27 protein-coding genes are annotated in these 25,930 nt (G+C 67.1%); 16 read left to right on the top strand and 11 right to left on the bottom strand.

All coding sequences use genetic code 11. From position 1 onward, the window contains the following. Positions 1 to 4: 4 nt before the first annotated feature. A complete protein-coding gene (locus VAPA_RS19985) occupies positions 5 to 1,210 on the bottom strand; it encodes a urate hydroxylase PuuD (RefSeq protein WP_021008575.1) in 1,206 nt (401 codons plus the stop codon). A 214-nt stretch (positions 1,211 to 1,424) separates the two neighbouring features. Further along, entirely contained in the window at positions 1,425 to 2,231 is an 807-nt protein-coding gene (gene xdhC / locus VAPA_RS19990) for a xanthine dehydrogenase accessory protein XdhC (protein ID WP_021008576.1), read from the bottom strand. 53 nt (positions 2,232 to 2,284) lie between these two features. On the opposite strand from xdhC, the gene VAPA_RS19995 reads away from it, so the two are divergent. Continuing rightward, on the top strand, positions 2,285 to 2,797 hold the full coding sequence (locus VAPA_RS19995; protein ID WP_021008577.1) for a hypothetical protein: 513 nt from the start codon (positions 2,285 to 2,287) through the stop codon (positions 2,795 to 2,797). A gap of 4 nt (positions 2,798 to 2,801) precedes the next feature. Here the strand turns inward: VAPA_RS19995 and uraH are convergent, their stop codons facing one another. Continuing rightward, positions 2,802 to 3,152 carry a hydroxyisourate hydrolase gene (gene uraH, locus VAPA_RS20000; RefSeq protein WP_021008578.1) on the bottom strand — a complete coding sequence of 117 codons (351 nt, stop codon included), beginning with the start codon at positions 3,150 to 3,152 and terminating at the stop codon, positions 2,802 to 2,804. Positions 3,153 to 3,234: 82 nt separating this feature from the next. On the opposite strand from uraH, the gene VAPA_RS20005 reads away from it, so the two are divergent. From VAPA_RS20005 to VAPA_RS20020, 4 genes are read left to right on the top strand one after another with little or no spacing between them, the layout of a single operon-like run. Then, the gene (locus VAPA_RS20005) at positions 3,235 to 3,909 is read left to right on the top strand and encodes a GntR family transcriptional regulator (protein ID WP_041946175.1); all 675 of its coding nucleotides are present in this window, start codon (positions 3,235 to 3,237) and stop codon (positions 3,907 to 3,909) included. Positions 3,910 to 3,919: 10 nt separating this feature from the next. Beyond that, positions 3,920 to 4,891 carry an allantoinase PuuE gene (puuE, locus tag VAPA_RS20010; RefSeq protein WP_021008580.1) on the top strand — a complete coding sequence of 324 codons (972 nt, stop codon included), beginning with the start codon at positions 3,920 to 3,922 and terminating at the stop codon, positions 4,889 to 4,891. Continuing rightward, positions 4,888 to 6,666 (top strand): 2-oxo-4-hydroxy-4-carboxy-5-ureidoimidazoline decarboxylase, encoded by a 1,779-nt coding sequence (gene uraD / locus VAPA_RS20015; RefSeq protein WP_021008581.1) that lies wholly within the window; start codon positions 4,888 to 4,890, stop codon positions 6,664 to 6,666. The genes puuE and uraD overlap by 4 nt, the downstream gene beginning before the upstream one ends. A gap of 11 nt (positions 6,667 to 6,677) precedes the next feature. Then, positions 6,678 to 7,904 (top strand): M20 family metallopeptidase, encoded by a 1,227-nt coding sequence (locus VAPA_RS20020; RefSeq protein WP_021008582.1) that lies wholly within the window; start codon positions 6,678 to 6,680, stop codon positions 7,902 to 7,904. A gap of 7 nt (positions 7,905 to 7,911) precedes the next feature. On the opposite strand, the gene VAPA_RS20025 is transcribed toward VAPA_RS20020, so the two are convergent. Continuing rightward, entirely contained in the window at positions 7,912 to 8,595 is a 684-nt protein-coding gene (locus VAPA_RS20025; RefSeq protein ID WP_021008583.1) for a GntR family transcriptional regulator, read from the bottom strand. Between the two features lie 147 nt (positions 8,596 to 8,742). Between VAPA_RS20025 and VAPA_RS20030 the strand changes: the two genes are divergently transcribed. From VAPA_RS20030 to VAPA_RS20065, 8 genes are read left to right on the top strand one after another with little or no spacing between them, the layout of a single operon-like run. Next, positions 8,743 to 10,158: an FAD-binding oxidoreductase gene (locus VAPA_RS20030; protein WP_021008584.1), complete on the top strand. Its 1,416-nt coding sequence runs from the start codon at positions 8,743 to 8,745 to the stop codon at positions 10,156 to 10,158. 2 nt (positions 10,159 to 10,160) lie between these two features. Next, complete coding sequence (locus VAPA_RS20035) at positions 10,161 to 10,706, top strand: TRAP transporter small permease (protein ID WP_021008585.1); 546 nt, start codon at positions 10,161 to 10,163, stop codon at positions 10,704 to 10,706. Further along, positions 10,703 to 11,980 carry a TRAP transporter large permease gene (locus VAPA_RS20040; protein ID WP_021008586.1) on the top strand — a complete coding sequence of 426 codons (1,278 nt, stop codon included), beginning with the start codon at positions 10,703 to 10,705 and terminating at the stop codon, positions 11,978 to 11,980. The genes VAPA_RS20035 and VAPA_RS20040 overlap by 4 nt, the downstream gene beginning before the upstream one ends. A 26-nt stretch (positions 11,981 to 12,006) precedes the next feature. After that, on the top strand, positions 12,007 to 13,044 hold the full coding sequence (locus tag VAPA_RS20045) for a TRAP transporter substrate-binding protein (protein ID WP_021008587.1): 1,038 nt from the start codon (positions 12,007 to 12,009) through the stop codon (positions 13,042 to 13,044). Beyond that, entirely contained in the window at positions 13,041 to 13,823 is a 783-nt protein-coding gene (locus tag VAPA_RS20050) for an SDR family oxidoreductase (RefSeq protein WP_021008588.1), read from the top strand. The genes VAPA_RS20045 and VAPA_RS20050 overlap by 4 nt, the downstream gene beginning before the upstream one ends. Continuing rightward, positions 13,820 to 14,620: an SDR family NAD(P)-dependent oxidoreductase gene (locus VAPA_RS20055; RefSeq protein ID WP_021008589.1), complete on the top strand. Its 801-nt coding sequence runs from the start codon at positions 13,820 to 13,822 to the stop codon at positions 14,618 to 14,620. Before VAPA_RS20050 ends, VAPA_RS20055 begins: the two co-directional genes overlap by 4 nt. A 4-nt stretch (positions 14,621 to 14,624) precedes the next feature. After that, positions 14,625 to 15,494: an isocitrate lyase/PEP mutase family protein gene (locus VAPA_RS20060; RefSeq protein ID WP_021008590.1), complete on the top strand. Its 870-nt coding sequence runs from the start codon at positions 14,625 to 14,627 to the stop codon at positions 15,492 to 15,494. 54 nt (positions 15,495 to 15,548) lie between these two features. Then, positions 15,549 to 16,466, top strand: a complete 918-nt coding sequence (locus tag VAPA_RS20065) for a dihydrodipicolinate synthase family protein (protein WP_021008591.1) — start codon at positions 15,549 to 15,551, stop codon at positions 16,464 to 16,466. A gap of 2 nt (positions 16,467 to 16,468) precedes the next feature. On the opposite strand, the gene VAPA_RS20070 is transcribed toward VAPA_RS20065, so the two are convergent. Together VAPA_RS20070 and VAPA_RS20075 are read right to left on the bottom strand one after the other, a co-directional pair. Further along, positions 16,469 to 17,770 (bottom strand): aminotransferase class V-fold PLP-dependent enzyme, encoded by a 1,302-nt coding sequence (locus VAPA_RS20070; RefSeq protein ID WP_021008592.1) that lies wholly within the window; start codon positions 17,768 to 17,770, stop codon positions 16,469 to 16,471. 2 nt (positions 17,771 to 17,772) lie between these two features. After that, positions 17,773 to 18,666 (bottom strand): amino acid ABC transporter substrate-binding protein, encoded by an 894-nt coding sequence (locus tag VAPA_RS20075; RefSeq protein WP_021008593.1) that lies wholly within the window; start codon positions 18,664 to 18,666, stop codon positions 17,773 to 17,775. Positions 18,667 to 18,798: 132 nt separating this feature from the next. On the opposite strand from VAPA_RS20075, the gene VAPA_RS20080 reads away from it, so the two are divergent. Further along, positions 18,799 to 19,719: a LysR family transcriptional regulator gene (locus VAPA_RS20080; protein ID WP_041946176.1), complete on the top strand. Its 921-nt coding sequence runs from the start codon at positions 18,799 to 18,801 to the stop codon at positions 19,717 to 19,719. Positions 19,720 to 19,751: 32 nt separating this feature from the next. Continuing rightward, the gene (locus tag VAPA_RS20085; protein ID WP_021008595.1) at positions 19,752 to 20,222 is read left to right on the top strand and encodes an SET domain-containing protein; all 471 of its coding nucleotides are present in this window, start codon (positions 19,752 to 19,754) and stop codon (positions 20,220 to 20,222) included. Between the two features lie 22 nt (positions 20,223 to 20,244). Here the strand turns inward: VAPA_RS20085 and VAPA_RS20090 are convergent, their stop codons facing one another. From VAPA_RS20090 to VAPA_RS20110, 5 genes are all read right to left on the bottom strand, one after another. Next, entirely contained in the window at positions 20,245 to 21,078 is an 834-nt protein-coding gene (locus tag VAPA_RS20090) for an IclR family transcriptional regulator (RefSeq protein WP_021008596.1), read from the bottom strand. Positions 21,079 to 21,180: 102 nt separating this feature from the next. Next, positions 21,181 to 21,900 (bottom strand): SDR family NAD(P)-dependent oxidoreductase, encoded by a 720-nt coding sequence (locus tag VAPA_RS20095; protein WP_021008597.1) that lies wholly within the window; start codon positions 21,898 to 21,900, stop codon positions 21,181 to 21,183. 13 nt (positions 21,901 to 21,913) lie between these two features. Further along, positions 21,914 to 22,897, bottom strand: a complete 984-nt coding sequence (locus VAPA_RS20100; protein ID WP_021008598.1) for a tripartite tricarboxylate transporter substrate binding protein — start codon at positions 22,895 to 22,897, stop codon at positions 21,914 to 21,916. 56 nt (positions 22,898 to 22,953) lie between these two features. After that, positions 22,954 to 23,694, bottom strand: coding sequence for an SDR family NAD(P)-dependent oxidoreductase (locus tag VAPA_RS20105; RefSeq protein ID WP_021008599.1), 741 nt, complete (start codon positions 23,692 to 23,694; stop codon positions 22,954 to 22,956). Beyond that, positions 23,691 to 24,218 carry a 2,4'-dihydroxyacetophenone dioxygenase family protein gene (locus tag VAPA_RS20110; RefSeq protein WP_021008600.1) on the bottom strand — a complete coding sequence of 176 codons (528 nt, stop codon included), beginning with the start codon at positions 24,216 to 24,218 and terminating at the stop codon, positions 23,691 to 23,693. The genes VAPA_RS20105 and VAPA_RS20110 overlap by 4 nt, the downstream gene beginning before the upstream one ends. Positions 24,219 to 24,420: 202 nt before the next feature. Here VAPA_RS20110 and VAPA_RS20115 point away from each other — a divergent pair, with 202 nt between their 5' ends. Next, entirely contained in the window at positions 24,421 to 25,914 is a 1,494-nt protein-coding gene (locus tag VAPA_RS20115; protein ID WP_021008601.1) for an NCS1 family nucleobase:cation symporter-1, read from the top strand. Positions 25,915 to 25,930: the final 16 nt, after the last annotated feature.

The following is a 25,930-nucleotide window of genomic DNA, read 5'->3' on the forward strand; positions in this document are numbered from 1 at the left end:
CGTACTAGTTGGTCTTTGCGCCGGCCTGGAACCAGCGGCTGATCAGGGCCCGCTCTTCGTCGGTAATGCCCGTGGCGTTGTTCATCGGCATGATCTTCGTGACCACCACCTGCTGGTAAATGGCCTGCGCATGCGCAGCCACCTGGTCGGGCGAGTCGACGCGCACGTTCTTCATCTGCGTGGCCTCGCCGTGGCACATGAAGCAGCGCTGCTCGAGCACCTTCTGCACGTCCTTGAAGGCCACCGCGGGCGCCGCTGCGCCAGCCGCGGGCGCGGCGGCCGGCTCGGGCTTCATCCAGACGATGGTGAGCCCCAGCACCACGATGCCAACCAGCGCGTAGGGCAGCGGATTGCCCGCGTTGCCGAGCTTGAAGCGGTGCCGCACCACGAAGAACTGGCGAATGGCCGCGCCGCCGAGCATGATCAGCAGCAGCACGATCCAGTTGTACTTGTGCGTGTAAGTGAAGCTGTAGTGGTTGCTCAGCATCGCGAACAGCACGGGCAGCGTGAAGTAGGTGTTGTGCACGCTGCGCTGCTTGCCGCGCTGCCCGTGCACCGGGTCGACCGGCCGGCCTTCGCGCAGGGCCTGAACGTTCTTGCGCTGGCCCGGAATGATCCAGAAGAACACGTTGCCGCTCATCGTGGTGGCCATCATCGCGCCCACCAGCAGGAAGGCCGCGCGGCCCGCGAACCACTGGCAGGCCAGCCAGGTCGCAAACACGATGAAGACTGCGATCAGCACGCCGACGATGGTGTCGCCGTTCTTGCGGCGGCCGAAGACCTGGCAGATGCCGTCGTAGACCATCCAGAACACCACGAAGAAAGCCAGGGCCACGCCAATGGCGGCGCCGGGCTGCCAATCCATCTTCGATTTGTCGATCAGGTAGGTGCTGGCGTTCCACAGGTACGACATGGTGAAGAGCGCAAAGCCCGTGAGCCACGTGCTGTAGCTCTCCCAGTACGACCAGTGCAGGTGGTCCGGCAGCTTCTTGGGCGCCAGCGCGTACTTCTGCATGTTGTAGAAGCCGCCGCCGTGCACGGCCCATTGCTCGCCGCCCACGCCCTTGTCGAGCGACTCCTGGTCTTGCGGCTTCTCGAGGCTGTTGTCCAGCATCACGAAGTAGAAGGAAGCGCCGATCCAGGCGATGGCGGTGATGACGTGGACCCAGCGCAGCAGCAGGTTGGCCCAGTCGAGGTAGTAGCTTTCCATGTGCTCTCTCTCAACCCTCTAGGCGCGCGGGGCGCCGCAAAGGGGTTTCAGCCTGCTCACCACTGCGGGCGCTGTAAGCAGAGAAAGTGCCGCGAACGCAGGCTCCATGAAATGGGCCTCGCTCCGCTGCGGCTTGTTGTGGACCGAAAGTGTATACAGTTTTGGCAACGGACGGGAGCTTTTTTTGGGGCGTTGCCGCCGGGGAAAACCCTGTTCAGCCCAGCGATTGCAACAACTGTGCCGCCACCGCCACCGCGATCACCTCGGGCTCCTTGCCCGTGATGCCGGGCACGCCGATCGGGCAGGTGATGCGCGCCAGTTCGCCGGGCGTGAAGCCCCGTGCCTCGAGCCGGTGGCTGAAGGTGGCCCACTTGGTCTTGCTGCCGATCAGGCCGATGTAGGGCAGGTCGCCGTGCGTGCGCAGGCGCTTGAGGCAGGCGATGACGATGTCCAGGTCTTCGGCGTGGCTGAAGCTCATGATCAGCACGCGGCTGCCCGGCGCGAGCGCGGCCACGGCGTCCTGCACGGGCTCTGAATGCTCGGTCTCGATCTGCGCCGGCAGCGCATCGGGGAACACGCCGTCGCGGCTGTCGATCCAGCGCACCGAGAACGGCAGGCCGGCCAGCAGCCGCGCGAGCGCGGCGCCCACGTGGCCGCCGCCGAACAGCGCCACCGGCTGGAGCTGACCGACCAGTTCGCGCTGCAGCACCGGCGCATCGGCCGCCGTGATGCGGCGATAAGAGAGAAACACCACGCCGCCGCAGCATTGGCCCAGGCTCGGGCCGAGCGGATAGCGTTCGATGCCGTCGATGGCGCGCCGCCCCGCGAGCAACTCGCGCGCTTCCTGCGTGGCCTGGAACTCGAGCTGGCCACCGCCGATGGTGCCCGTGAGCCCTTCGGCCCACACCGCCATCCAGGTGCCCGCCTCGCGCGGCGCCGAGCCCTGCGTGGATTCGACGCGCACCAGCACCGCGTCTTCGCGGGCCAGGCGCGCCAGCAGCTGATCGACCAAGCCGTTCATTCTCGATACCTTCGGTTGCGGGGTTGCGCGTGACTCACGGTATAAACCCGGCGATGAACCGTCAGCTTACGCCGCGCCGCCTCGCCCTCTTGGCCTCCTCCCTCTGCGCACTCTGGATTGCCGGATGCGGCACCACCGGCCCGGGCGCCGGATCGGTGCCCGGCCAGTTGAGCAAGGCCACGGCCGACCGCAGCGCCAGCGGTCCCGCACCGCGCGCGTCGAACGCGGCCACCGCGCGCGACTACCGCCGCGATGCCGCGCGCCACATCTACGAGATCAACCGCTCGCGCATCTACGGCGGCCAGCTGCCGCCGCTGCTCTATGCCGTGGGCACGCTGCAGGTGAATCTCGATGCCGGCGGCAGGGTGGTGTCGATGCACTGGATGCGCGCGCCCCAGCATGCGCCCGAGGTCATCGCCGAGATCGAGCGCGCCGTGCTGCAGGCCGCCCCCTTCCCCGCCGCCACCCGCCTCGGCCCGGTCACCTGGACCGACACCTGGCTGTGGGACAAGAGCGGACGCTTCCAGCTCGACACCTTGACCGAAGGCCAGTCCCAAGGGGATTGACACCTCAGGACCCGCGGTAGGTGGAGTAGCTCCACGGGCTCACGAGCAGCGGCACGTGGTAGTGCTGGTCGGTGTGCGCCACGCCGAAGTCCAGCGACACCTTGTTCAGGAAGTTGGGCTCGGGCAGCGTCACGCCGCGCGCCTTGAAGTAGCCCGCCACGTCGAACACCAGCCGGTAGGTGCCGACCTTGAGCGAGTGGTTGTCGTAGAGCGGCGCGTCGCTGCGGCCGTCCGAATTCAAGGTGAAGCGCTTCACCAGCGTGGCGTCCTCACCTTGGGTGGTGTACAGCGCCACCTCCATCCCGGCCGCGGGGCCGCCGTGCATCGTGTCCAGTACGTGAGTGCTCAAGCCCATGGGGCGCTCCTTCGAAGGTCGAATCGGGTGCGGGAAATTCCGGTGGACAAAAGTGTATACAGTTACTGGCTTTGGGTCTATCATGAAAAACATGGAGTCCTCCACCACCCGTTCGATCGTCGACGCGCTCACCAAGGCGATCGTCGACCACCGGCTGCAGCCCGGCACCAAGCTGGCTGAGCAGAAGCTGGCCGACCACTTCGGCGTGTCGCGCACGCTGGTGCGCCAGGCGCTGTTCCAGCTGTCGCAGAACAAGCTGATCCGCCTGGAGCCCGCGCGCGGCGCCTTCGTGGCGGCCCCAGCCGTCGACGAGGCCAAACAGGTGTTCGCGGTGCGCCGCATGCTCGAGGCCGAGATGACGCGCGAGTTCGTGCGCACCGTCACGCCGGCCAAGATCAAGGCGCTCAAGGAGCACGTGGCGCTCGAAAAGTCCGCGGTGTCGGGCGAGGACATCTCGGGCCGCACCGAGCTGCTCGGCGACTTCCACGTGCGCATGGCCGAGCTCATGGGCAACCAGGTGCTGGCGCAGATCCTCGGCGAGCTGATCTCGCGCTGCGCCCTCATCACGCTGATGTACCAGAGCACCAGCGCGGCCGAGCACTCCAACGACGAGCACGCCGACATCGTGAAGGCGCTGGCCGCCCGCGACGAGGAGCGCGCGGTACGCCTCATGACCGAACACCTGGAACACGTCGAGGCCAACCTCACGTTCGACCGCAAGGTTCCGACCAACGACATCTCGCTTGCCCTGTCCTGAACGAACGCCCATGACCGTCTACGACACCACCCTGCCCTACCCGCGCGACCTCGTCGGCTACGGCCGCAATCCGCCCCATGCCCGATGGCCGGGCGGCGCGCGCATCGCGGTGCAGTTCGTCCTCAACTACGAAGAGGGCGGCGAGAACGCCACGCTGCACGGCGACGCAGGCTCCGAACAGTTCCTCTCCGAGATGTTCAACCCGGCCAGCTTCCCCGACCGGCACATCAGCATGGAAGGCATCTACGAGTACGGCTCGCGCGCCGGCGTCTGGCGCATCCTGCGCGAGTTCGAGAAGCGCGGCCTGCCGCTCACCGTGTTCGGCGTGGGCATGGCGCTGGAACGCTACCCCGAACTGGCCGCCGCCTTCAAGGAGCTGGGCCACGAGATCGCCTGCCACGGCTGGCGCTGGATCCACTACCAGAACCTCGACGAAGCCACCGAGCGCGAGCACATGCGCCTGGGCATGGAAGCGATCGAAAAGCTCACGGGCGAGCGCGCCCTGGGCTGGTACACCGGCCGCGACAGCCCACGCACGCGCCGCCTCGTGGCCGACTACGGCGGCTTCGAGTACGACAGCGACTACTACGGCGACGACCTGCCCTTCTGGATGAAGGTGCAGAAGACCGACGGCACCGTGGTACCGCAGCTCATCGTGCCCTACACGCTCGACTGCAACGACATGCGCTTTGCGCTGCCGCAGGGCTACTCGCACGCCGACCCCTTCTTCCAGTACATGAAGGACAGCTTCGACGCGCTCTATGCCGAAGGCGACCCGCAGGGCGACAACAGCCCCAAGATGATGAGCATCGGCATGCACTGTCGCCTGCTCGGGCGGCCCGGCCGCATCACCGCGCTGCAGCGCTTTCTCGATCACATCGGCCGGCACGAGGGCGTGTGGGTCTGCCGGCGCGTGGACATCGCGCGCCACTGGAAGCAGGCGCATCCCTTCGAAGCGGCCGCCACAGGAGACCCGTCATGAGCCAGACCCTCGACCAACTGAACGCAGCAACGCCGGGCGATGCCCTGGCGCTGCTCGACGGCACCTACGAGCATTCGCCGTGGATCGCCCAGCGCGCGCTCGCGGCGCGCCCCTTCCGCTCGCTTGCGCACCTGAAGCATGCGCTCGTGAAGGCGGTGGCCGCGGCCTCGGCCGACGAACAGCTGGGCCTGATCCGCGCTCACCCCGAGCTCGCAGGCAAGGCCATGGTCAGCAAGACGCTCACGGCCGAATCGACCCATGAGCAAAGCAAGGCCGGCCTCACCGATTGCACGCCCGAAGAGTTTGCAAAGATCCAGCAGCTCAATGCCGACTACAACGCGAAGTTCGGCTTTCCGTTCATCCTGGCGGTGCGCGGGCCGCGCGGCACCGGGCTTTCCAAGCGCGAGATCATCGACACCTTCGAGCGCCGGCTGCACCATCACCCGGCCTTCGAACTCGGCGAGGCACTGCGCAACATCCACCGCATCGCCGAGATCCGGCTCGACGACAAGTTCGGCGCCGACGTCTCGCTCGGCAACGACGTCTGGGACTGGCAGGAAGCGCTCTCGGCGCACACCGACCCCGGCTATGCCGAGAAGGGCCAGCTCACCGTCACCTACCTGACCGACGCGCACCGCGCCTGCGCCGCGCAGATCTCGGGCCTGATGCGCGATTGCGGCTTCGACTCGGTGCACATCGACGCGGTCGGCAACGTGGTCGGCCGCTACGAAGGCGCCACGCCCGACGCAAAGGCGCTGCTCACCGGCTCGCACTACGACACCGTGCGCAACGGCGGCAAGTACGACGGCCGCCTGGGCATCTTCGTGCCGATGGCCTGCGTGCGCGAACTCAAGCGCCAGGGCAGGCGCCTGCCGTTCGCGTTCGAGGTGGTGGGCTTTGCCGAAGAGGAAGGCCAGCGCTACAAGGCCACCTTTTTGGGATCGGGCGCGCTCATCGGCCACTTCGACCCGCGCTGGCTCGACCAGAAGGATGCCGATGGCATCACCATGCTCGAGGCGATGCAGCATGCAGGCCTGAAGCTCGAAGACATTCCCAAGATCCAGCGCGACCCGACGCGCTACCTCGGCTTCGTCGAGGTGCACATCGAGCAGGGCCCGGTGCTCACCGAGTTCGACATCCCCCTGGGCATCGTCACCTCCATCAACGGCGGCGTGCGCTACGTGGGCGAGATGATCGGCATGGCCAGCCATGCCGGCACCACGCCGATGGGCCGGCGCCGCGATGCCGCCGCCGCAGTGGCCGAACTGATTCTTTTCGCCGAGCAGCGCGCAGCGAAGGACGGCGACTCCGTCGCCACCGTGGGCATGCTCGAAGTGCCGAGCGGCTCGATCAACGTGGTGCCCGGACGCTGCAAGTTCAGCCTGGACATCCGCGCACCCAACGATCCGCAGCGCGACGCCGTGGTGCGCGACGTGCTGGCCGCGCTGCAGGAGATTGCCGATCGCCGCGGCGTGCGCTTCGTCATCGAGGAGGCCATGCGCGCCGCCGCTGCGCCCAGTGCGCCCGAATGGCAGCAACGCTGGGAAAAGGCCGTCGAATCGCTCGGCGTGCCGCTGTACCGCATGCCCAGCGGCGCCGGCCACGACGCGATGAAGCTGCACGAGGTGATGCCGCAGGCCATGCTCTTCGTGCGCGGCATCAACTCGGGCATCAGCCACAACCCACTCGAATCGAGCACCAACGACGACATCCAGCTCGCGGTCGAAGCCTTCCAGCACCTGCTGGACAACCTCGCCGCCGAACAAGCCCACTGAAAAGAAAAACCATGACCGACTACGCCAAGCTCGACGCCTGGATCGACGCCCACTTCGACGAGGAAGTGCAGTTCCTGCAGCAACTGGTGCAGGTGCCCACCGACACGCCGCCCGGCAACAATGCGCCGCATGCCGAGCGCACGGCCGAACTGCTGAAGGACTTCGGCCTGGACGCCGAGAAGCACGCCGTGCCCGCGCAGGAAGTGAAGGACTACGGGCTCGAATCGATCACCAACCTGATCGTGCGCCGCAAGTACGGCAACGATGGCCGCACCGTGGCCCTGAACGCCCACGGCGACGTGGTGCCCCCGGGGGAAGGCTGGACGCACGACCCCTACGGCGGCGAGATTGCCGACGGCAGCCTCTACGGCCGCGCCGCTGCGGTGAGCAAGAGCGACTTCGCGAGCTTCACCTTCGCGCTGCGCGCGCTCGAAGCCGTGGCCAGGCCGGCCAAGGGCAGCGTCGAGCTGCACTTCACCTATGACGAGGAATTCGGCGGCATCCTCGGCCCGGGCTGGCTGCTCAGGCAGGGCCTGACCAAGCCCGACCTGATGATCGCGGCCGGCTTCAGCTACGAAGTGGTCACCGCGCACAACGGCTGCCTGCAGATGGAAGTGACGGTGCACGGCAAGATGGCCCATGCGGCCATCCCCACCACCGGCGTCGATGCGCTGCAAGGCGCGGTGAAGATCCTCAACGCGCTCTATGCGCAGAACACGCTCTACCAGCAGGTGACGTCGAAGGTCGAGGGCATCACGCACCCCTACCTCAACGTGGGCCGCATCGAAGGCGGCACCAACACCAACGTGGTTCCGGGCAAGGTGGTGTTCAAGCTCGACCGGCGCATGATTCCCGAAGAGAACCCGGTCGAGGTCGAGGCCACGATCCGCAAGGTGATCGCCGATGCCGCGGCCGAGAGCGCCGGCATCACGGTCGACATCAAGCGCCTGCTGCTCGCCAACTCGATGAAGCCGCTGGCGGGCAACAAGCCGCTGGTCGACGCCATCCAGAAGCACGGCCAGGAACTGTTCGGCGAGCCGATCAAGGCCATGGGCACGCCGCTGTACACCGACGTGCGCCTCTACGGCGAAGCCGGCGTTCCGGGCGTGATCTACGGCGCCGGCCCCCGCACCGTGCTCGAATCGCATGCCAAGCGCAGCGACGAGCGCGTGGTGCTCGAAGACCTGCGCCGCGCCACCAAGGTGATCGCACGCACGCTGAGCGACCTGCTGGCCTGAGCCTTTTTTACGCGGCGGTCCGCGTCTTCAGGCTGGCGACATAGCTGTTGCGCGTGCCGGTGACATGGGCGCGCATGAGCTTTTCGAACTTGACGAAATCGCCGGCGCGAAACAGCGCGAGAAGTTGCGAGTGCTGCTCGAAGCCCGCCGTATGCAGCACGTCGGCCGGCGCTGAAAGGTGCGTGCGCAGCGCCGCGATCTTGGTCGCGGCGGTGGCGTAGGCGGCTTGCATGTACGGGTTGCCGCAGTACTCGAAGAAGGCCTCGTGCAGCCGCGTGTCTGCGCGGCCATACCGCACCGCGTCGCGCGCTGCACGCGCGCCCTCCATCTCGTCGATCGCCGCCTGCAGCGCCGCGGCCGTGGCGTCGCGCGCGTTCTGGTATGCCAGTTCGGCCGCGCGCGGCTCCAGCAGGCAGCGGAACTCGCAGATGGCCGTGATGTCGGCCTCGCTGGGCTCGAACACGTAGCTGCCACGCTGTGGCCGTATCACCACCAGGCCCGCCAGCTGCAGCAGGTTCAGTGCCTCGCGCACCGGCGTGCGGCTGACGCCGAAGGAGGTCGCGAGCGACTCCTCCGGAATCATCGCGCCCAGGGCGAATTCGCCGTCGATGATGGCTTCGCGCAGGCGCTGCGCCACCTGGGACGCAAGTGATTTCGGGGCTTCGATCTTGAAACGGTGGGTTGGAGGCACGGCGCGATGAGGACGGATGGGACGGGGCTGGAACGACCGGGTTGCTTATAGCCGACCTGCCGCGACGAACGGAAGCCGGTGCAAATACCGATGCTCTAGTACCTTACATACAAGATGATACGGTCAATTTCCTTCGAACGGATGGCCATGACTCTTGCGTCCCCCGCGGCTGTGCCGCAGCCCCTGCTCGCACTGCGCGAATCGCTCGGCGCCTCTGCGGTGCTCTTTGGTGACGAGGTGCCGCAGCGCAACCGCAACGACTGGAGCACCCAGCCGCCGGCACATCCGCTGGCGGTGGTCCGCCCGGTGGACGCCGCAGGCGTTTCCGCGGCGCTGAAGGCCTGCCGCGCGGCCGGCCTGGCGGTGGTGCCCCAGGGAGGCTTGACCGGCCTGTGCGGCGGCGCGCGGCCCGAGGACGGCTGGGTCGCCCTGTCGCTGGAGCGCATGGTCGGCATCGAGGAGATCGACCCCGCCAGCGCCACGATGACCGTGCTGGCCGGCACGCCGCTCGAGCTGGTGCAGCGCGCGGCGGCCGAGGCCGGCTTCTACTTCGCCCTCGATCTGGGTGCGCGCGGCTCCTGCGCCATCGGCGGCAATCTGTCGACCAACGCCGGCGGCAACCGTGTGATCCGCTACGGCATGGCGCGCGAACTGGTGCTCGGCCTGGAGGTGGTGCTGCCCGACGGCACGGTGATGACCAGCCTCAACAAGATGCTGAAGAACAACGCCGGCTACGACCTCAAGCACCTGTTCATCGGCAGCGAGGGCACGCTGGGCATCATCACCCGCATCGTGCTGCGCCTGCACCCCCAGCCGGGCTGCACGCTGTCGGCGCTGTGCGCCCTGCCCGACTACGACGGCGTGGTGCGCCTGCTGGGCGCCGCGCGCGGCGGGCTCGGTCCGCTGCTCTCGGCCTTCGAGGTGATGTGGCCCGACTACTGGCAAGTGGTGACCGAGCGGGTGGGCGTGCGCGACCCGCTGACCGGCAGCGCACGGCATGGACACTATGTGCTGGTCGAAGTCCAGGGCACCGACGAGGCGATCGACGGCCCCCGCTTCCAGCGCTGGCTCGAATCCCTGATGGAGGAAGGCGCCCTGGCCGACGCGGCGGTGGCGCAATCGGTGGCCGACACGCAAGCGTTCTGGGCGCTGCGCGATGCGTGCGCCGAGTTCTTTCCCACGCTGGGCCCTCACGTCTCCTACGACGTCGGACTGGCCGTGAAGTCGATGGGCGCCTACGTGCGTGCCTGCAAGGCGGCGCTGGCCGTGCGCATTCCCGGCTGCGAGAGCGTCTACTACGGGCACATCGGTGATGGCAACCTGCACCTGGTCGCCTGGGTGCCCGGCCTGTCGGTCGAGCAGCAGCCCAAGGAGGCGATGGACGAGGTGATCTATGGCCTGGTGCGCGAATTCGGCGGCACGGTGTCGGCCGAACACGGCATCGGCACGGCGAAGAAGCGCTGGCTCGGCCACGCGCGCAGCCCCGAGGAGATCGCGCTCATGAAGACGCTGAAGGCCGCCCTCGACCCCCTGGGCCTGCTCAACCCCGGCAAGGTGGTGTGAGCATGGGACGCGTCTTCATCGACCGCCTGTTCAAGGGCATCGAGGCCGTGCTCGCAGCCCTGCTGCTGGGCATGGTGGTGATGGTGTTCGGCAACGTGGTGCTGCGCTACGCCTTCAACTCGGGCATCCAGGTGTCCGAGGAACTGTCGCGCATCTTCTTCGTCTGGCTCACCTTCGTGGGCGCCGTCGTCGCGATGCGCGACGGCGCGCACCTGGGCATGGACGGCTTCGTCAGCCGCCTGTCGCACCGCGGCAAGCTGGCCTGCCTGGCGGCCAGCCAGGCGATCGTGCTGGCCGGTTGCGCGGTGCTGTTCTGGGGCACCTGGCAGCAGCACGAGGTCAACGCCACCACGACGGCGCCGGTCACCGGCCTCTCGATGATCTGGGTCTTCGGCGTGAGCTACCTGACGAGCCTGGGGATCGGCGCGCATGCGCTGCACGCCCTCTGGCGCATCGCGAGCGGCCGGCTGCGCGACGACGAACTGGTGCAGGTCACGGAAAGCGAAGAGATACCGCACGAGGCCGCACATCCGGGAGCACGGCCATGACGATCGCCGTCTTCACGCTGTCGCTGCTCGGCGCCATGATGCTGGGCGCGCCGATTGCCTTCGCCCTGCTGATCTGCGGCGTGGCCTTGATGGTGTCGCAGGGACAGATCGACGCCACCATCCTGTCGCAGAAGCTCGTGGAAGGCGCCGACAGCTTTCCGCTGCTGGCGATTCCCTTCTTCATGCTGGCCGGCGAACTGATGAACGCCGGCGGCATCTCGCGGCGCATCGTCAACTTCGCGCTGGCCTGGGTCGGCCATCTGCGCGGGGGCCTCGGGCTGGTGGCGATCTTCGCCTCGGTGGTGATGGCGGCGATCTCCGGCAGCGCGGCTGCCGACGCCGCGGCCATCGGCGCAATGCTGATTCCGATGATGCGCCAGGCCGGCTACGACGTGCCTCGCTCGGCCGGGCTGATCGCTGCCGGCGGCGTGATCGCGCCGGTGCTGCCGCCCTCGATCGGACTCATCGTGTTCGGCGTCATCGCCAACGTGTCGATCGGCAAGCTGTTCCTGGCCGGCATCGTGCCGGGCCTGCTGATGGGGGTGTCGCTGGTGCTCACCTGGCAGTGGGTGGCGCGGCGCGACAAGGTGACGGTGCAGCCGCGCCAGTCGATGGCCGCGCGCGGGCGCGCCGCGGTCGATGGCATCTGGGCGCTGCTGATGCCGCTGGGCATCATCGGCGGCTTGAAGTTCGGCATCTTCACGCCCACCGAGGCCGGCGTGGCGGCCTGCGTCTACGCCTTCGTGCTCGGTGCCTTCGTCTATCGCGAGCTGGGCCTGCGCCAGTGCTATGGCCTGCTCGTGGCCGCGGCCAAGAGCACCGCGGTGGTGGTGTTCCTGATTGCGGCGGCGCTGGTCTCGGCCTGGCTGATCACCACCTCGGACGTGCCGAGCCAGGTGGCCGCCATGCTCGAGCCCTTCATGGGCAACAAGATCCTTCTGATGTTCGTGATCATGGTCATCGTGGTGATCGTCGGCACCGCACTCGATTTCGCGCCCACGCTGATGATTCTCACACCCGTGCTGATGCCCGTGGTCAAGCAGGCCGGCATCGATCCGGTGTACTTCGGGGTGCTGTTCATCATGAACAACGCCATCGGCCTCATCACGCCCCCGGTGGGCATCGTGCTCAACGTGATGTGCGGCGTGGCAAAGATCTCGATGAGGGATCTGATGCGCGGCCTCTGGCCCTTCCTCTGGGCCGAGCTCTTCGTCCTGTTGCTGCTGGTGCTGTTCCCGGACCTCGTGCTGGTGCCGCTCAAGTGGCTGAGCTGACTTTTCATACAACCAGGAGACATACGATGCCGATTCACTCCCGTCTTTCCCGCTTGCTTGCCGTGGCCCTGGCCGCCGGCCTGACCGCCGGCGCCGCGCAGGCCCAGTTCAAGGAGCGCAATTTCCGCGTCTCCAACGGCGTGAGCAAGGAGCACCCGATGGGCAACGGCCTCGCGAAGATGGGGGCCTGCACGCTCGAGAAGAGCGGCGGCAAGATGAAGATCCAGCCCTTCTGGGATGGCGCGCTGGGCAGCGACCTCACCGGCACGCAGAGCGTGCGCACGGGCTCGCTCGACATGGTGATCACCTCGACCGCACCGGTCGTCTCCATCGTGCCGGCGCTGGGCGTCTTCGACCTGCCCTTCCTGTTCAACACCTCCAGCGAGGCCGACAAGCTGCTCGACGGCAAGGTCGGCGACTGGTTCTCGGCCAAGCTGCCCGCGGTGGGTCTGGTCAATCTCGCCTGGTGGGAGAACGGTTTTCGCCACACCACCAACTCGAAGCGCCCGATCAACAAGGTCGAGGATTTCGACGGCGTGAAGATGCGCGTGATGCAGAACGCCATCTTCCTCGACACCTTCAAGACCCTGGGCAGCAACGCGGTGCCGATGGCCTTCACCGAGGTCTATTCGGCCCTGGAGACCAAGACCGTGGACGGCCAGGAGAACCCTTTCACCAACATCGAGAACATGAAGTTCTACGAGGTGCAGAAATACCTCACGCTGACCAAGCACGCCTACAGCCCGACGCTGGTGCTGTTCTCCAAGAAGATCTGGGACACGCTCTCTGCGCAGGAGCAGGCGACGCTTCGCGAATGCGCGGTGCAGGGACGCGACGAGCAGCGCCGCGCCAACCGGGCCATGGAAGCGCGCAGCGTGGACAGCCTGAAGGCCAAGGGCATGACGGTCAACGAGATCGCGCCGGCCGAGATGCAGCGCATCCGCGAGCGCTCGAGCGTGATCTACGAGCGCCATGCCAAGGCCATCGGCGACCAGGCCATCACCATGGTCACGGCCGAACTCAAGCGCATCCGCGACAACGCAGGCGACGGGACGAAGCAATGAGTCTTTCAGGACAGGTCGCCTGGGTCACGGGCGGTGGCAGCGGCATCGGCCTGGCGGGCGCCACGCAGCTGGCGCAGGCCGGCTGCCGGGTCGTCATTTCCGGGCGTGAAGGGCCCAAGCTCGGCGCGGCCATCGAGACCGCCGAGCGCCTGGGCGCGCCGCGCGGCGCCATCACGGCGGCAGAGCTCGACGTGGCGGGCGCCGCGGCGGTCACGGCCACGGCGCGGGCGATCGAGGCGGAACTCGGCCGCATCGACATCCTCGTCAACAGCGCCGGCATCAACTTTCCCAAGCGCTACTGGTGCGAAACCGACGCCGCCACCTTCGAGCAGGTGGTCGCCGTCAACCTGAACGGCGCCGCTTACTGCACGCTGGCCGTGGCGAAGGGCATGCGCGCGCGCCGCGCCGGCACGGTGATCAACATTGCCTCCTTCGCGGGCTGGCACTACGAATACATGACCGGCCCCGCCTACACCGCGAGCAAGGCCGCGATGATGGCGCTCACGCACTCGTTCAACATCGAGGAATGCGTCCACGGCCTGCGCGCGACCGCGCTGTGCCCGGGCGAAGTCGCCACGCCGATCCTGAAGAAGCGGCCGGTGCAGCCCAGCGAAGCGGACAAGGCCCGCATGCTGCAGGAAGAAGACCTGGGACGCACGATCCGCTTCATCGCCGAGATGCCGCCGCATGTCTGCATCAACGAACTGGTGATCTCGCCGGTGTGGAACCGCACCTACGTCGCCGGCGAGGCGCTGCAACGCAAGGCAGCGGCGCCATGACGCGGGCCGCCATCGAAGAGCCGGTGGTGGCAATCACCGGTGCCGGCCAGGGCATCGGCCGGGCGCTGGCGCGTGCCTTCCGGGCACAGGGCGCGCGGGTGGTCGTTTCGGACATCGATGCCGCGTCCTGCGCGGCCGCGGCGGACGAACTGCAGACCCTGGGCGTTGCAGCCGACGTGACGCACGCCAGGCAATGCGCCACGCTGGTCGAGCGCACGGTCGCAAGCTTCGGCCGTCTCGACGTGATGATCTGCAACGCCGGCATCATGCAGCTCAAGCCGCTGCTCGAACTGGACGGCGCCGACTGGGACCGCATGCTCGGCGTCAACGTGAAGGGCAGCTTCCTCACGCTGCAGGCCGCCGCGCGCCAGATGCTGGCGCAGCCGCCGCGCGCCGAAGGCCGGCCGCGCGGAAAGATCCTGCTGATGGCGTCCATTGCCGGGCGCAGCGGGGCCGGCCCGATCGCATCGGTGATACCGCACTACCGCGCCAGCAAGGCGGCGGTGATCAGCCTGGCCCAGTCGGCCGCCATCACCTTCGCGCCGCAGATCACCGTCAACGCGATCTGCCCCGGACTGGTGGAGACCGACATGTGGCAGCGCATGGACCGCGACTGGACCGCGCTGCAGGGCGTGCCCCGGGGCCAGGCGTGGCAGCAGCGCGTGGCCGCCGTGCCGATGGGCCGCGCGCAGACGCCGGACGACGTGGCCGACCTGGCGATGTTCCTCGCCTCGCCGGCGGCCGACTACATGACGGGCCAGTCGATCAACATCGACGGCGGCCTGATGATGAGCTGATGCCATGACCCTGCATCCCGCACTGTCCCTGAAGGCGCTGCTCGCCGCCGGCCCCATCGTCCAGGCACCGGGCGCCTACGACGCGCTGAGTGCGCGCCAGATCGAGCACGCCGGCTTCCCCGCGATCTACATGACCGGCTTCGGCGCCACCGCCTCGCGGCTGGGCCAGCCCGACATCGGCCTCATGACGCAGACCGAGATGACCGGCCATGCACGCGACATGGTGCGTGCCGTCGGCGTGCCGGTGATCGCCGACGCCGACACCGGCTACGGTGGCCCGTCGAACATCGAGCGCACGGTGCGCGAATACGTCCAATCCGGCGTGGCCGCCATCCACCTCGAGGACCAGGTGGCGCCCAAGCGCTGCGGGCAGATGGCCGGCATCCGGCTGATCGACGCGCGCGAAAACGAGCGCCGGCTGCGCTGTGCGGTCGCCGCGCGCGGCGACGATCCGATGCTGATCATCGGGCGCACCGACGCATTGCCCGCCGCCGGCATCGACGAGGCGCTGGCACGGGCCCGGCGCTGGCAGGACGCGGGCGTCGACCTGGTCTTCGTCGACGGCATCAAGAAGATCGCCGAGGTGGAGGCCGTGGCCAGGCACCTTCCCGGGCCGAAGATCGTCTCCATCGTCGACGGCAACGAGACCACGGCGCTCAGCGCCTCCGACCTGCAGGGCATGGGCTTCGCCGTCGTGCTGTATGCGGTGACGGCCCTGTTCAGCGCCGCGCTGGCCGTCGAACAGGCGCTGGCGCGCCTGCGGCGGGACGGCACGCCGCGCGACGTGCCGTCGCTCGCCTATGCCGACTTCACCCGCATCGTCGGCCTGCCGGCCCACCAGCTACTCGACGCGCAATTCGGCGCCGAGGGCTGACGCGCACTTCTTCCTTCCTTTGTCCCCACCCTTCGCATCTTCGAAAGTCCGACCGTGAACACCCTATCTTCCGTTCCCTACACCGGCATCTGGCCCGCCTTGCTGACCCCGCTCGACGAGAAGCTCGGCATCGACACCCCCCGCTTCGCCTCGCACGCCTTGCGCCTGCTCGATGCCGGCTGCACCGGCGTGACGCCTTTCGGCACGACCGGCGAAGGCCCGTCCTTCAGTGTGAGCGAACGGATGAATGCACTGGCCGGCCTGGTCGCCCACGGCGTGCCGGCCGGGCGCATCCTGGCCTCCACCAGCTGCGCCGCGCTGCCGGATGCATTCGCGCTGACCCGGCATGCGTTGGAGCTGGGCGCCTACGGCTGCTTGCTGCTGCCGCCCTTCTTTCTCAAGGGCGTTTCCGACCAGGGGGTGATCGACGCCTACCGCTGGATCATCGACGGCGTCGCCGATTCGAGGCTGCGCATCGTGCTCTATCACATCCCGCAGGTATCGGGCGTCGGGCTGAGCCACCACGTGATCCGCACGCTGAAGACGCTGTACCCGGACACGATCGTGGGGCTGAAGGACAGCGGCTGCCAGCGCGCGGATTCCCTGGCCTACGCCGAGGCGTTCATGCCGCCGATGCAGGTGTGGGTGGGCAACGAGCCGGATCTTCAGACGATGGCCGCACGCGGCAGCCTCGGCGCCGTCAGCGGCATTGCCAACGTCATGCCGCGCCTCGTGCAGCGCCTGGTCGCGGGCTCCACTCAGCCGGAGACCGACCAGCAGCGCGTGCTGGACCTGCTCAAGATCCTCGGCGGCTACGGATTGACGGCCGCCTTCAAGGGCCTGATGGCCATGCTCGACGATGCCCCCGGCTGGATGCGGGTGCGGCCGCCGCTGGTGGCGCTGGATGCTGCCGAGTACGAACGGCTGGCAGTGCAGCTGCGCGCCTTTGGCATCGATCGCGACCGCGACTGAGTTCAGCGGGCCGAACCGGCGCCGACGGCAATCTCCCGCGTCACCTGGAGAAACTTCTCCATGTCCGCGACCGAGTGGCAGTGCAGCGGCGAAACCCGCACGGTGCCTTCGAGGCCGAAGGAATCGAGCATGCGCTTCGAATAGATGCTGCTCGCCACGCGCTCGTAGACCGTCACGCCGCGCAAGCCGTACTCGACCACGGCCTGCGTGCAGTCGATGTGCTCGAAGCCGATGCCGATGATCAGGTCGCGCTTCGTCAGGTCCGGATGGTCGAGGAAGACCTTCACGCCTTCGATCCCGCGCAGGCCGGTGGCACCGCCGCTTCCGTCCAGCAGAGCCGACAGCAAGGCCCGCTCGTGCAGCTCGATGTGCGCGATGCCCGCCTCGAACAGCGCGCGGCGCCCGGTGGCGTCACAGAAATGACCGCCGAGCCAGCACACGTAGTCCACGATCTCGGTGACCACGGCAAACTGCCAGGGCGCGGAGCTGCCCAGGTCCCAGAAGTCGGGCTTCTTGCCCGCGAGCTTGTGGTGTGGCAGCAGCGCCGCGCGGTCCGACACCCACGACAGGCCCGAGCCGCGGCAGCCGAAGAACTTGTAGGGCGCCATGTTGATGCCGTCCACCGGCGTCTTCTGCAGGTCGATCAGGCCATGCGGCGCGTGCTGCACGGCGTCCACCACGATGTAGAGATCGGGCTTGATCTCTCGCGCGCGCCGGACGATCTGTTCCATGTCTAGCTTGGCGCCCGAGATGTTCGATGCATAGATCACGTTGAGCAGGCAGGTGTCCTTGTCCACCAGCCGCACGATCTCGTCGGCATCGACGCCGCCGGTCTCAGGGTTGCTCTTCGCCACCCGCAGCTCGCAGCCGGACTTGCCGGCATAGAGGCTCATCGCGTCGAACGACGAAGGATGCTCCAGCACGGTGGTGACCATGTTCGTGCCCGGCACGTTCTCGGCCACCGCGCGCACCATGTCGAACATCGCGCCCGATGCCGTCAGCGACGCATAGACGCTGCCGCCCCGCGCGTTGAGGATGGTGCGCACGTCGGCCGTGGCCCTGGCCTGGATCTGCTGCAGCTCGACGGCGGTTGCGTGGATGCGCTCCGCGTTGTCGGGGACGGCGTCGACCTGCGCGAAGCGCTCGGCCGCCGCCTTCAGCCGGAACGAGCCGCCGGCATTGTCGAAGTAGAGGCGCTCGCGCCCGTGGTGGTCGTGGTCGACGTGGAGAAAGCGCTGCTTCACCTCGCGCATCAGCGCGTCGGGAAACGCCAGCCCGTTGGCACGTTGTGTGTTTGCCGACATCCTCAAACGCCCTTGTTGTTCGGGTTCTTGTAGGCCTCGCGCACGGCGTCGGACATCGGGAAGTTGAGGTTCACGTTGCGCGGCGGAATGGGCGCCATGAACCACTTCGCATAGAGCTTGTCGATGGCGCCCGACTTCATCATCTCGGTCACGGCCTGGTCGACGACGGCCTTGAACTCGGGGTCGTCCTTGCGCATCATGATGCCGTAGGGCTCCTGGCGCAGCACGTCCTTCAGCAGCTTGTAGTCGGAGGCGTTGGGCTGGTTGGCGATGAGGCCGGCCAGCTGCACGTCGTCCAGCACGTAGGCCACGGCACGGTCGCTTGCGAGCAGCAGGAAGGCATCGGCCGTGTCCTTGCCCGCGATCTCCTGCACCTCGATGTTCTCGGTCTTTCGGAAGCCGCGCAGCAGCTGCATCGACGTGCTGCCGGCCACCGTGGCCACGGTCTTGCCCTGCAGGTCGGCGATCGAGTTGATGCCCGAGTTCTTCTTCACCGCAGCGGTGATGTTGGTGACGAAATGGCTCGGCGCGAAGTCGACCTGCTGCTGGCGCTGCACGGTGTTGGTGGTGGTCGCGCAGTCGAGGTCGACCGTGCCGTTCTGCACCAGCGGAATGCGGTTGGTCGAGTTGAGCAGCGTGTAGCGCACCTCGATCTTCGAAAGGCCGAGCTTGGCCTTGATGGCGTCCACCACCTTCAGGCAGATTTCGTTGGTGAAGCCGATGGGTGCGCTCTCGGCGCCGGTCTTGTAGGAGAACGGAATCTGCGTGTCGCGGCTGCCGATCTGCACGGTGCCGCTTTCCTTGATCTTGCGCAGCGTGGGGCTCTCCTGCGCGGCCGCGGCGCCGCAGATCAACGCAACGCTGGCACCCAGCGCGAGGGACAGTTTGAAGTTCATGGAATGTTCCTTTGAAGAAGAGGCAGGGGGCGACACGGGCGCATCTTCGGCTCGGCTTCAAATTTCTAAAAGCGATTTTTTGTGATTGAATAAGATGAATAAAAGTATTCAATCCAAGGGGCGTGCACCGTGATGACCTTCAAGCAGCTCGAGGCCCTGTACTGGATCGCCAAGCTGGGCGGCTTCGCACAGGCGGCCAACCAGCTTCATACCTCGCAGTCGGCCGTGTCCAAGCGGGTGCATGAACTCGAGCTGCTGTTCGAGACCGAGCTGTTCGACCGCAGCCAGCGCACCGCGCGGCTCACCGAGAAGGGCGAGGAGATGTTCGTGCTCGCGTCCCGGCTGCTCGAGCAGCGCGATGCCGCGGTCGAGCAGTTCAGCAAGCCGGGCGTGGTGGAGCGGCGGCTGCGCATCGGCGTCACCGAGCTCACTGCGATGACATGGCTGCCGCGGCTGGTGGGCGTGATCCAGCGGCACTATCCCAAGGTCATCCTCGAGCCCGACGTGGACGACAGCCTGCAGCTGCGCGACAAGCTGCTGGCCGACGAGCTCGACCTGGTGATCGTGCCCGACACCTTTGCCGATTCGCGCATGCAGAGCAAGGCCATCGGCGAAGTGAAGAGCGCCTGGATGTGCAAGCCCGGCGTGGTGCGGGCCACGGGCGCCATGCGGCTGCACGAGCTCGCGCGCCACCGCATGCTGGTGCAAGGCAAGAACTCGGGCACCGGCCGCGCCTACGACGCCTGGATGAAGGACCAGGGCGTGCAGCCCGCCGACACCATCGTGGTGAGCAACCTCGTGGCGTTGACCGGGCTCACGGTGTCGGGCCTGGGCGTGAGCTACCTTCCGCGCCAGTGCCTGGACCCGCTGGTTTCGGCCGGCATGCTCGCGGTGATCGACGTGGTGCCCGCGCTGCCGGTGGTGCGCTACGTGGCCATGCACAAGGGCGAGCACCGCAGCGCGCTGACCTCCTCCATCGTGATGCTGGCGCAGGAATGCTGCGATTTCACGCGCATGTTCCAGGCGCAAGCCGACGAAGAGCCCGCAAAATGAGCGCGTCTCCAATCCTTTTTGTTCTCCCGCACATGAAACCCCGCAAGCAAACCTCGTCCACGCCTCATATCCGGGTCGCGCCCAGCGGGGTGCACGGGCTCGGCGCGTTCGCGACGTGCGACCTCCCGGCAGAGGCGTTCCTCGGCCTCTACGAAGGCCGGCGCTACACGCAGCAGGAGATCGCCGCCAGAACGTGGAACGACCAGCTCACCTACCTGTTCACGCTCTCCAACCAGGAAACGATCGACGGCGCCAAGGGCGGCAACGGCACGCGCCACCTGAACCACGCCTGCGACCCCAACTGCGAAGCGGTCGAGGAGTACGACGACGCGGGCGAACTGCTGCTCAAGTTCCAGACCCTCGTGGCGGTGGACGCGGGCGACGAGTTGTTCATCGACTATTCCCTGACCGCGGACGACGGTTCGACCGCCGAGAAATACCCCTGCCACTGCGGCTCGCCGAACTGCCGCGGAACGATGCTGGCTCCGGTGGACGCGGATTGAGCACCTACCGAAAAGGCGCCTGCTAGAGCATGTCGCCTGCAGAGATCGAGGGCGTCTGGGCGATGCGCTCCGAGATCACGCGGCAGGATTCCAGCAAGGGCGCGACATAGCTCTGCAGCGGATCTTCCTTCTGGCGGAACACAAGCGTGCTGACACTGATCGCTGCCACCGGCACACCGCCCGCGCCGCGGATGACGGCCCCGAAGCAGCAGATGCCGGGTTCGTTTTCCTCGTTGTCCACCGCCCAGCCACGCTCGCGGGCCTCGCGGATCAGCGCGCGCAACTGCGCCGGGTCGACCGGCGTGTTGGCGGTGTAGCGCGGCATCGGCAGGTCCTTGAGCAGTTTCTTGACCGCGCTGTCGTCGAGTGCTGCCAGGTAGGCCTTGCCGACTGCCGTCGAGTGCAGGGACACGCTGGTGCCGATGCGCGAGGCCATGCGCACCGCACTCGGGCTCTCGAGCTTCTCGATGTAGACCATGCTCGTGCCGTTGGGCACGGCCAGGTGCACCGTCTCGCCGGTGATGTCGCGCAGGCGCTTGAGTTCGTCCACCGCCGCCAGGCGCAGCTCGGAGCGGCCCCAGCTGCGACTCGCCAGCTGGATCAGGCGCGGCCCCAGCGCGAAGGTGGCGCCAGGCGCCTGCTCCACCAGCAGGCGCTCGGCCACCAAGGCAGCAACGATGCGATGCACCGTGGGCCGCGGAAAGCCGGTCGCGCGCATCAGCGCCGCAATGTTCATCGGCTCTTGCGCATCCGCCACCAGTTGCAGCACCTGCATGAACTTGGAGAACGCAGCCGTGCCCGCCACTTGCGGCTTCACGGGCGCCGGCGCGGCGCGGGAACTGGACGATGCGGGCATCAAACGACGATCGGAAGGAGATTGGGCTCGGGTGGTGGCTCTCGATTATCCCCACGAACGCCACGCGCCCTGCGACCTTCGGGCCGTATCGCCGAGCCGCGCTCAGCTCACCATATAGCCACCGTCGACCGGCAGGATCACCCCGGTCATGAAGGCCGCGGCCGGCGTGCACAGGAACATCGCGGCGCGCGCCACGTCGTCCGGCGTGCCCCAGCGGCCCATGGGCGTGCGCGCCAGGATGGGACCGGCGCGCGCCGGGTCGTCCTGCAGCGCCTGCGTCAGCGGCGTCGCAATCCAGCCCGGCGCCACCGCGTTGACACGGATGCCATCGGCCGCATAGGCGATCGCCAGCGACTTGGTGAGTTGCGCTACGCCACCCTTGCTGGCCGCATAGCCGGGCACCAGGCCGCCGCCGAAAAAGCTCAGCATCGAGGCCGTGTTGACGATGCAGCCCCCGCCGGCCTTGAGCCGTTCGCGCGTCGCGGTGCACACCCGCATGGTGCCGGTGAGGTTCACCGCGAGCACCTTCTCGAAGACTTCGAGGTCATGCTCGGCGCCGCGCTGGATGATGCCGGCGCAGTTGAAGACAATGTCGAGCCGGTCGATGCCTGCCAGCGCAGCGTCGAGGCTTTGCGCCGATGTCACGTCGGCCTCCTTCACCTCGACGGCGGCGCCCAGCGTGCCGTCGCCCTTGCCCAGCCCGATGGCGGTGACCCGGGCACCCAACGCAGCCAGGTGGTTGGCGATGACGGCGCCGATGCCCTGGGTCGCACCGCTGACCAGCGCGCGCTTGCCATTGAAGAGTCCTGCTTGATAAGTCATGGCGTCGGCATTCTCAGTTCTTGATGTCCAGCTTGCCCATCAGCGCCTTGAAGTAGGCGTTGTCCTTGGCCATGTTGGCCTTGAAGGCCACGTCGTCGGCATACGAGAAGCCCAGGTTCTGCTTGTCCAGCACCTCGCGGAAGGCCGGCTCGTTGGCAGCCTTCTGGCTCAGGTTCTTCAGGTAGGCCACGACTTCCGGCGGCGTGTTCTTCGGCGCCGCAATGCCCCGCCAGGTACCGATGACCAGATCGATGCCGCGCTCCTTCAGGGTCGGCACCTTGTCGAAGCCCTTGACGCGCTGCTCGGCCATCACCGCCAGCGTCTTGAGTTTGCCGGCCTGCACGTAGGTGGTGACCTCGGCGGGGCTCACTGCGACGGCGTCGATGTGGCCACCCAGCAGCGCCAGCACGGCCGGGCCGGCGCCCTGGAACGGCGTGTGGTTGAACCTGGCACCGGTCTTGTCTTCCAGCGCGGCGGCGGCGAGATGCCAGATGGAGCCGTTGCCGGCATTGCCCATGCTCAGCTTGCCGCTGTCCTTCCTGGCCGCGGCAAGGAATTCCTCGACGGTGTTCCACGGCGCATCCGCGCGCACGGTGATGGCGGACTGGTCCGCGTTCAGGCGGACGATGGGCGTCAGGTCCTTATAGGTGAACTTCGCCAGGCCCATGTGCGGCAGCGTGGTGAGTTCCACCGTGACGACCGCCAGGCGGTAGCCGTCGGGCCTGGCATTGACCACGTCCTGCCAGCCGATCGCGCCGCTGGCGCCCGGCTTGTTGACGATGATCATGCTCTGCGGCATGTGCTTGCGGGTGGCATCGGCAAAGGCACGCGCCAGGGCATCGGTGCCGCCGCCCGGCTGGAAGGGCACCACCAGTTCTATGGGCTTGCTGGGGAATCCTGCCGGTTGGGCCGATGCGGTGCCGGCAACCAGCACAGCCGCGGCGGGCAGCAACGAAAGCACCGCCAGGCGGCGCAGGTTGCGGGCGAATCGAATCATGGAATGTCTCCGTGAGGTGAAAGAGATGAAGAAGGAAAAAGGGGGAGCGCAACGACTCAGTAAGTCGCGCGCCCGCCCGAAAGGTCGAACACCGCGCCGGTGTTGAAGCTGCACGATCCCGAGCAAAGCCAGGCCACCATTTCGGCCACTTCGCTGCTTTCTCCCAGCCGCTGCATGGGGCTCTTGTCGATCATGGTCTGGACATGGGCGGGCGACATCTGTTCCAGGATGGACGTGCGCACGGCGGCCGGCGCGATCGCATTCACAAGGACGCCGGTGCCCGCCAGTTCCTTGCCGAGCGACTTGGTCAATGCCAGCACGCCCGCCTTGGCCGAGCTGTAGGCGGAGGCGTTGGGCGTGCCTTCCTTGCCGGCCAGCGAGGCGATGTTGACGATGCGCCCTGCCCCGGCCTGGCGCAGATGGGGCACCAGCGCGCGGCAGACGTGAAAAGTGCCAACGAGGTTGACATCGACGATGCGGCGCCACGTCTTCGGGTCGTACTCGGCCAACGGCACGGTCGGGCCGGCAAAGCCGGCGCTGTTCACGACGAAGTCGATGCGGCCGAAACGGGCCGCGGTTTCGCGGGCCGCGCCCTCGACGCTGGCCAGGTCGCTCACGTCGACGCGCCAGGCGTCGTCGCTTGCAGCAGGCTCGGCCAGGTCCCACACGGCGGCACGCGCTCCGCTTTCTCGCAGGCGTTGGACGACCTCCGCGCCGATACCGCTGGCGCCGCCGGTCACGACACCGGCTCGGCCCGCGAAGTCGTAGCGGGCCATTGCAAGGCGCCCGCTGGTCATCGAATGAACTGCTTGACGTAGTCCGCACCCAGGCCGACGGCATCGAAGTGCTTGCGGCACATGTCGATCTTGGTGAACACGTCCTCGTAGCCAATGCCCTTGCCCCAGGGATCGGTGTAGTACATGACGCCGTTGACCTGGAAGTACGTGATCATTTCCTCGACGTCTTCGGGCACGTAGAGCGTGTGCGTTTCGCCCGGCGGCTCGAAGACGTAGCTGCCCTCGGTGGCTTCCCAGTCATGCTCGAGGTAGCGCCAACGGCCCTTCAGCACGAAGCCGTGCACCGCCTGCGGATGGCGATGGCGGCTCAGCACCCCCGACTTGCGCACGCGCAGCAGATTCATCCAGTAGCCCTGGCTCGCATTCAGGCACAGCGGACGGAACCACACGTTCTCGGCCTGCGGCACCCACAGCCGCTCGTCCGTCGGAATGGCGTGGGGCACCACGATCTCGGGCAGTGCATCCGGTGGGTTCGGGTACTGGTAAGGGGTCTTCGGATTCGAGTCGGAATCGTCGAGCGGCATGGGAGTTGTCCATATTGTGGATGTATGTCCATATTATAGATTTCACCGCTTGGCGGTACCTCAGGGAATCTACGGATATATGAATTGCCGGATGGACTTGATTGCACACCGTTTTTGTATACAAATAACGCACCCGATACCCGGCGCCGAATTTGCGTTGGAAAGCGGTCCCTCAACCCACCATTCGCACGAGGAAAGACCCATGAGCACAGTCGTCAGCCAGGCCCCCGCGGGGGCGAGCGAAGCCGGCCATGCGCCGCATGCTGAATCCAACGCGCTGATCAAGCCCGGCTACCACCCGCGGCTGACCAACGAAGACCTTGCCCCGCTCAGGAAGCAGACCTGGGGCCAATACAACATCTTCGCGTTCTGGATGTCCGACGTGCACAGCGTGGGCGGCTACATCACGGCCGGCAGCCTGTTCGCGCTGGGCCTGTCGAGCTGGCAGGTGCTGGTGTCGCTCCTGGTCGGCATCGTCATCGTCCAGTTCTTCTGCAACCTGGTGGCCAAGCCGAGCCAGGTCACGGGCGTGCCCTACCCCGTGGTGTGCCGCGCCTCGTTCGGCGTGCTGGGCGCCAACATCCCGGCCATCATCCGCGGGCTGATCGCGGTGGCCTGGTACGGCGTGCAGACCTATCTCGCCTCGGCCGCCTTCATGGTGCTGGCGCTGCACATGTTCCCGAACCTCGCGCCGTATGCCGACGTGGCGCAGCATGGCTTCGTGGGCCTGTCGACGCTGGGCTGGGTGGCGTTCATGATCATGTGGGTGCTGCAGGCCTTCGTGTTCTGGCACGGCATGGAAGCGATCCGCAAGTTCATCGACTGGGCCGGGCCGGCCGTGCACGTGGTCATGACCGTGCTCTGCGGCTGGCTGGTGTGGAAGGCCGGCTGGAGCAACATCGACCTGAACCTGGGCGGCATCAAGTTCCAGGGCTGGGACGCGCTGCCGGTGATGCTCTCGGCCATTGCGCTGGTGGTGAGCTACTTCAGCGGCCCGATGCTCAACTTCGGCGACTTCTCGCGCTACGGCAAGAGCTTCGACGCGGTGAAGAAGGGCAACTTCTGGGGCCTGCCGATCAACTTCGTGTTCTTCTCGCTGCTGACGGTGATCACCACCGCCGCCACGCTGCCGGTGTTCGGCGAGCTGATCACCGATCCGGTGCACACCGTGGGCAAGATCGACAGCACCACCGCCGTGGTGCTGGGCGCGCTGACCTTCATGATCGCGACCATCGGCATCAACATCGTCGCCAACTTCGTCTCGCCGGCCTTCGACTTCTCGAACGTGGCGCCGCAGCACATCAGCTGGCGCACGGGCGGCATGATCGCCGCGGTGGGTTCGGTGTTCCTCACGCCGTGGAACCTCTACAACAGCCCCGAAGTCATCCACTACACGCTCGACGTGCTGGGCTCGTTCATCGGGCCGCTGTTCGGTATCCTGATTGCCGACTACTACATCGTGCGCAGGCAGCGCATCGACGTGGACGCGCTCTACACCATGAGCACCAAGGGCGAGTACTGGTACAGCGGCGGCTACAACCCGAAAGCGATCCAGGCGCTGATCCCCTCCGCCCTGGTGCCGATCCTTTGCGTGATGGTGCCGGTGCTGCGCGGTGGCGCGAACTATGCATGGTTCATCGGCATGGGTCTGGGCTTCGTCCTGTACGTGCTCCTGAACCGCAACAACAAGACTTGAAATACCGAAAAGAGAA

It is taken from the genome of Variovorax paradoxus B4 (assembly GCF_000463015.1).
GTDB lineage: Bacteria > Pseudomonadota > Gammaproteobacteria > Burkholderiales > Burkholderiaceae_C > Variovorax > Variovorax paradoxus_E.

Excerpts from the sequence above, each read along its gene's own strand:
- VAPA_RS20090 (WP_021008596.1), bottom strand. The coding sequence starts at position 21,078 with ATGCCCGCATCGTCCAGTTCCCGCGCCGCGCCGGCGCCCGTGAAGCCG.
- VAPA_RS20110 (WP_021008600.1), bottom strand. The coding sequence starts at position 24,218 with ATGCCGCTCGACGATTCCGACTCGAATCCGAAGACCCCTTACCAGTAC.
- VAPA_RS20070 (WP_021008592.1), bottom strand. The coding sequence starts at position 17,770 with ATGTCGGCAAACACACAACGTGCCAACGGGCTGGCGTTTCCCGACGCG.
- VAPA_RS20075 (WP_021008593.1), bottom strand. The coding sequence starts at position 18,666 with ATGAACTTCAAACTGTCCCTCGCGCTGGGTGCCAGCGTTGCGTTGATC.
- VAPA_RS20045 (WP_021008587.1), top strand. The coding sequence starts at position 12,007 with ATGCCGATTCACTCCCGTCTTTCCCGCTTGCTTGCCGTGGCCCTGGCC.
- VAPA_RS20030 (WP_021008584.1), top strand. The coding sequence starts at position 8,743 with ATGACTCTTGCGTCCCCCGCGGCTGTGCCGCAGCCCCTGCTCGCACTG.
- VAPA_RS20035 (WP_021008585.1), top strand. The coding sequence starts at position 10,161 with ATGGGACGCGTCTTCATCGACCGCCTGTTCAAGGGCATCGAGGCCGTG.
- uraH (WP_021008578.1), bottom strand. The coding sequence starts at position 3,152 with ATGGGCTTGAGCACTCACGTACTGGACACGATGCACGGCGGCCCCGCG.
- VAPA_RS20085 (WP_021008595.1), top strand. The coding sequence starts at position 19,752 with ATGAAACCCCGCAAGCAAACCTCGTCCACGCCTCATATCCGGGTCGCG.
- VAPA_RS20055 (WP_021008589.1), top strand. The coding sequence starts at position 13,820 with ATGACGCGGGCCGCCATCGAAGAGCCGGTGGTGGCAATCACCGGTGCC.
- uraD (WP_021008581.1), top strand. The coding sequence starts at position 4,888 with ATGAGCCAGACCCTCGACCAACTGAACGCAGCAACGCCGGGCGATGCC.
- puuE (WP_021008580.1), top strand. The coding sequence starts at position 3,920 with ATGACCGTCTACGACACCACCCTGCCCTACCCGCGCGACCTCGTCGGC.
- xdhC (WP_021008576.1), bottom strand. The coding sequence starts at position 2,231 with ATGAACGGCTTGGTCGATCAGCTGCTGGCGCGCCTGGCCCGCGAAGAC.
- VAPA_RS20105 (WP_021008599.1), bottom strand. The coding sequence starts at position 23,694 with ATGACCAGCGGGCGCCTTGCAATGGCCCGCTACGACTTCGCGGGCCGA.
- VAPA_RS19985 (WP_021008575.1), bottom strand. The coding sequence starts at position 1,210 with ATGGAAAGCTACTACCTCGACTGGGCCAACCTGCTGCTGCGCTGGGTC.
- VAPA_RS20020 (WP_021008582.1), top strand. The coding sequence starts at position 6,678 with ATGACCGACTACGCCAAGCTCGACGCCTGGATCGACGCCCACTTCGAC.
- VAPA_RS20060 (WP_021008590.1), top strand. The coding sequence starts at position 14,625 with ATGACCCTGCATCCCGCACTGTCCCTGAAGGCGCTGCTCGCCGCCGGC.
- VAPA_RS20040 (WP_021008586.1), top strand. The coding sequence starts at position 10,703 with ATGACGATCGCCGTCTTCACGCTGTCGCTGCTCGGCGCCATGATGCTG.
- VAPA_RS20095 (WP_021008597.1), bottom strand. The coding sequence starts at position 21,900 with ATGACTTATCAAGCAGGACTCTTCAATGGCAAGCGCGCGCTGGTCAGC.
- VAPA_RS20080 (WP_041946176.1), top strand. The coding sequence starts at position 18,799 with ATGACCTTCAAGCAGCTCGAGGCCCTGTACTGGATCGCCAAGCTGGGC.
- VAPA_RS20005 (WP_041946175.1), top strand. The coding sequence starts at position 3,235 with ATGAAAAACATGGAGTCCTCCACCACCCGTTCGATCGTCGACGCGCTC.
- VAPA_RS20100 (WP_021008598.1), bottom strand. The coding sequence starts at position 22,897 with ATGATTCGATTCGCCCGCAACCTGCGCCGCCTGGCGGTGCTTTCGTTG.
- VAPA_RS20115 (WP_021008601.1), top strand. The coding sequence starts at position 24,421 with ATGAGCACAGTCGTCAGCCAGGCCCCCGCGGGGGCGAGCGAAGCCGGC.
- VAPA_RS20050 (WP_021008588.1), top strand. The coding sequence starts at position 13,041 with ATGAGTCTTTCAGGACAGGTCGCCTGGGTCACGGGCGGTGGCAGCGGC.
- VAPA_RS19995 (WP_021008577.1), top strand. The coding sequence starts at position 2,285 with ATGAACCGTCAGCTTACGCCGCGCCGCCTCGCCCTCTTGGCCTCCTCC.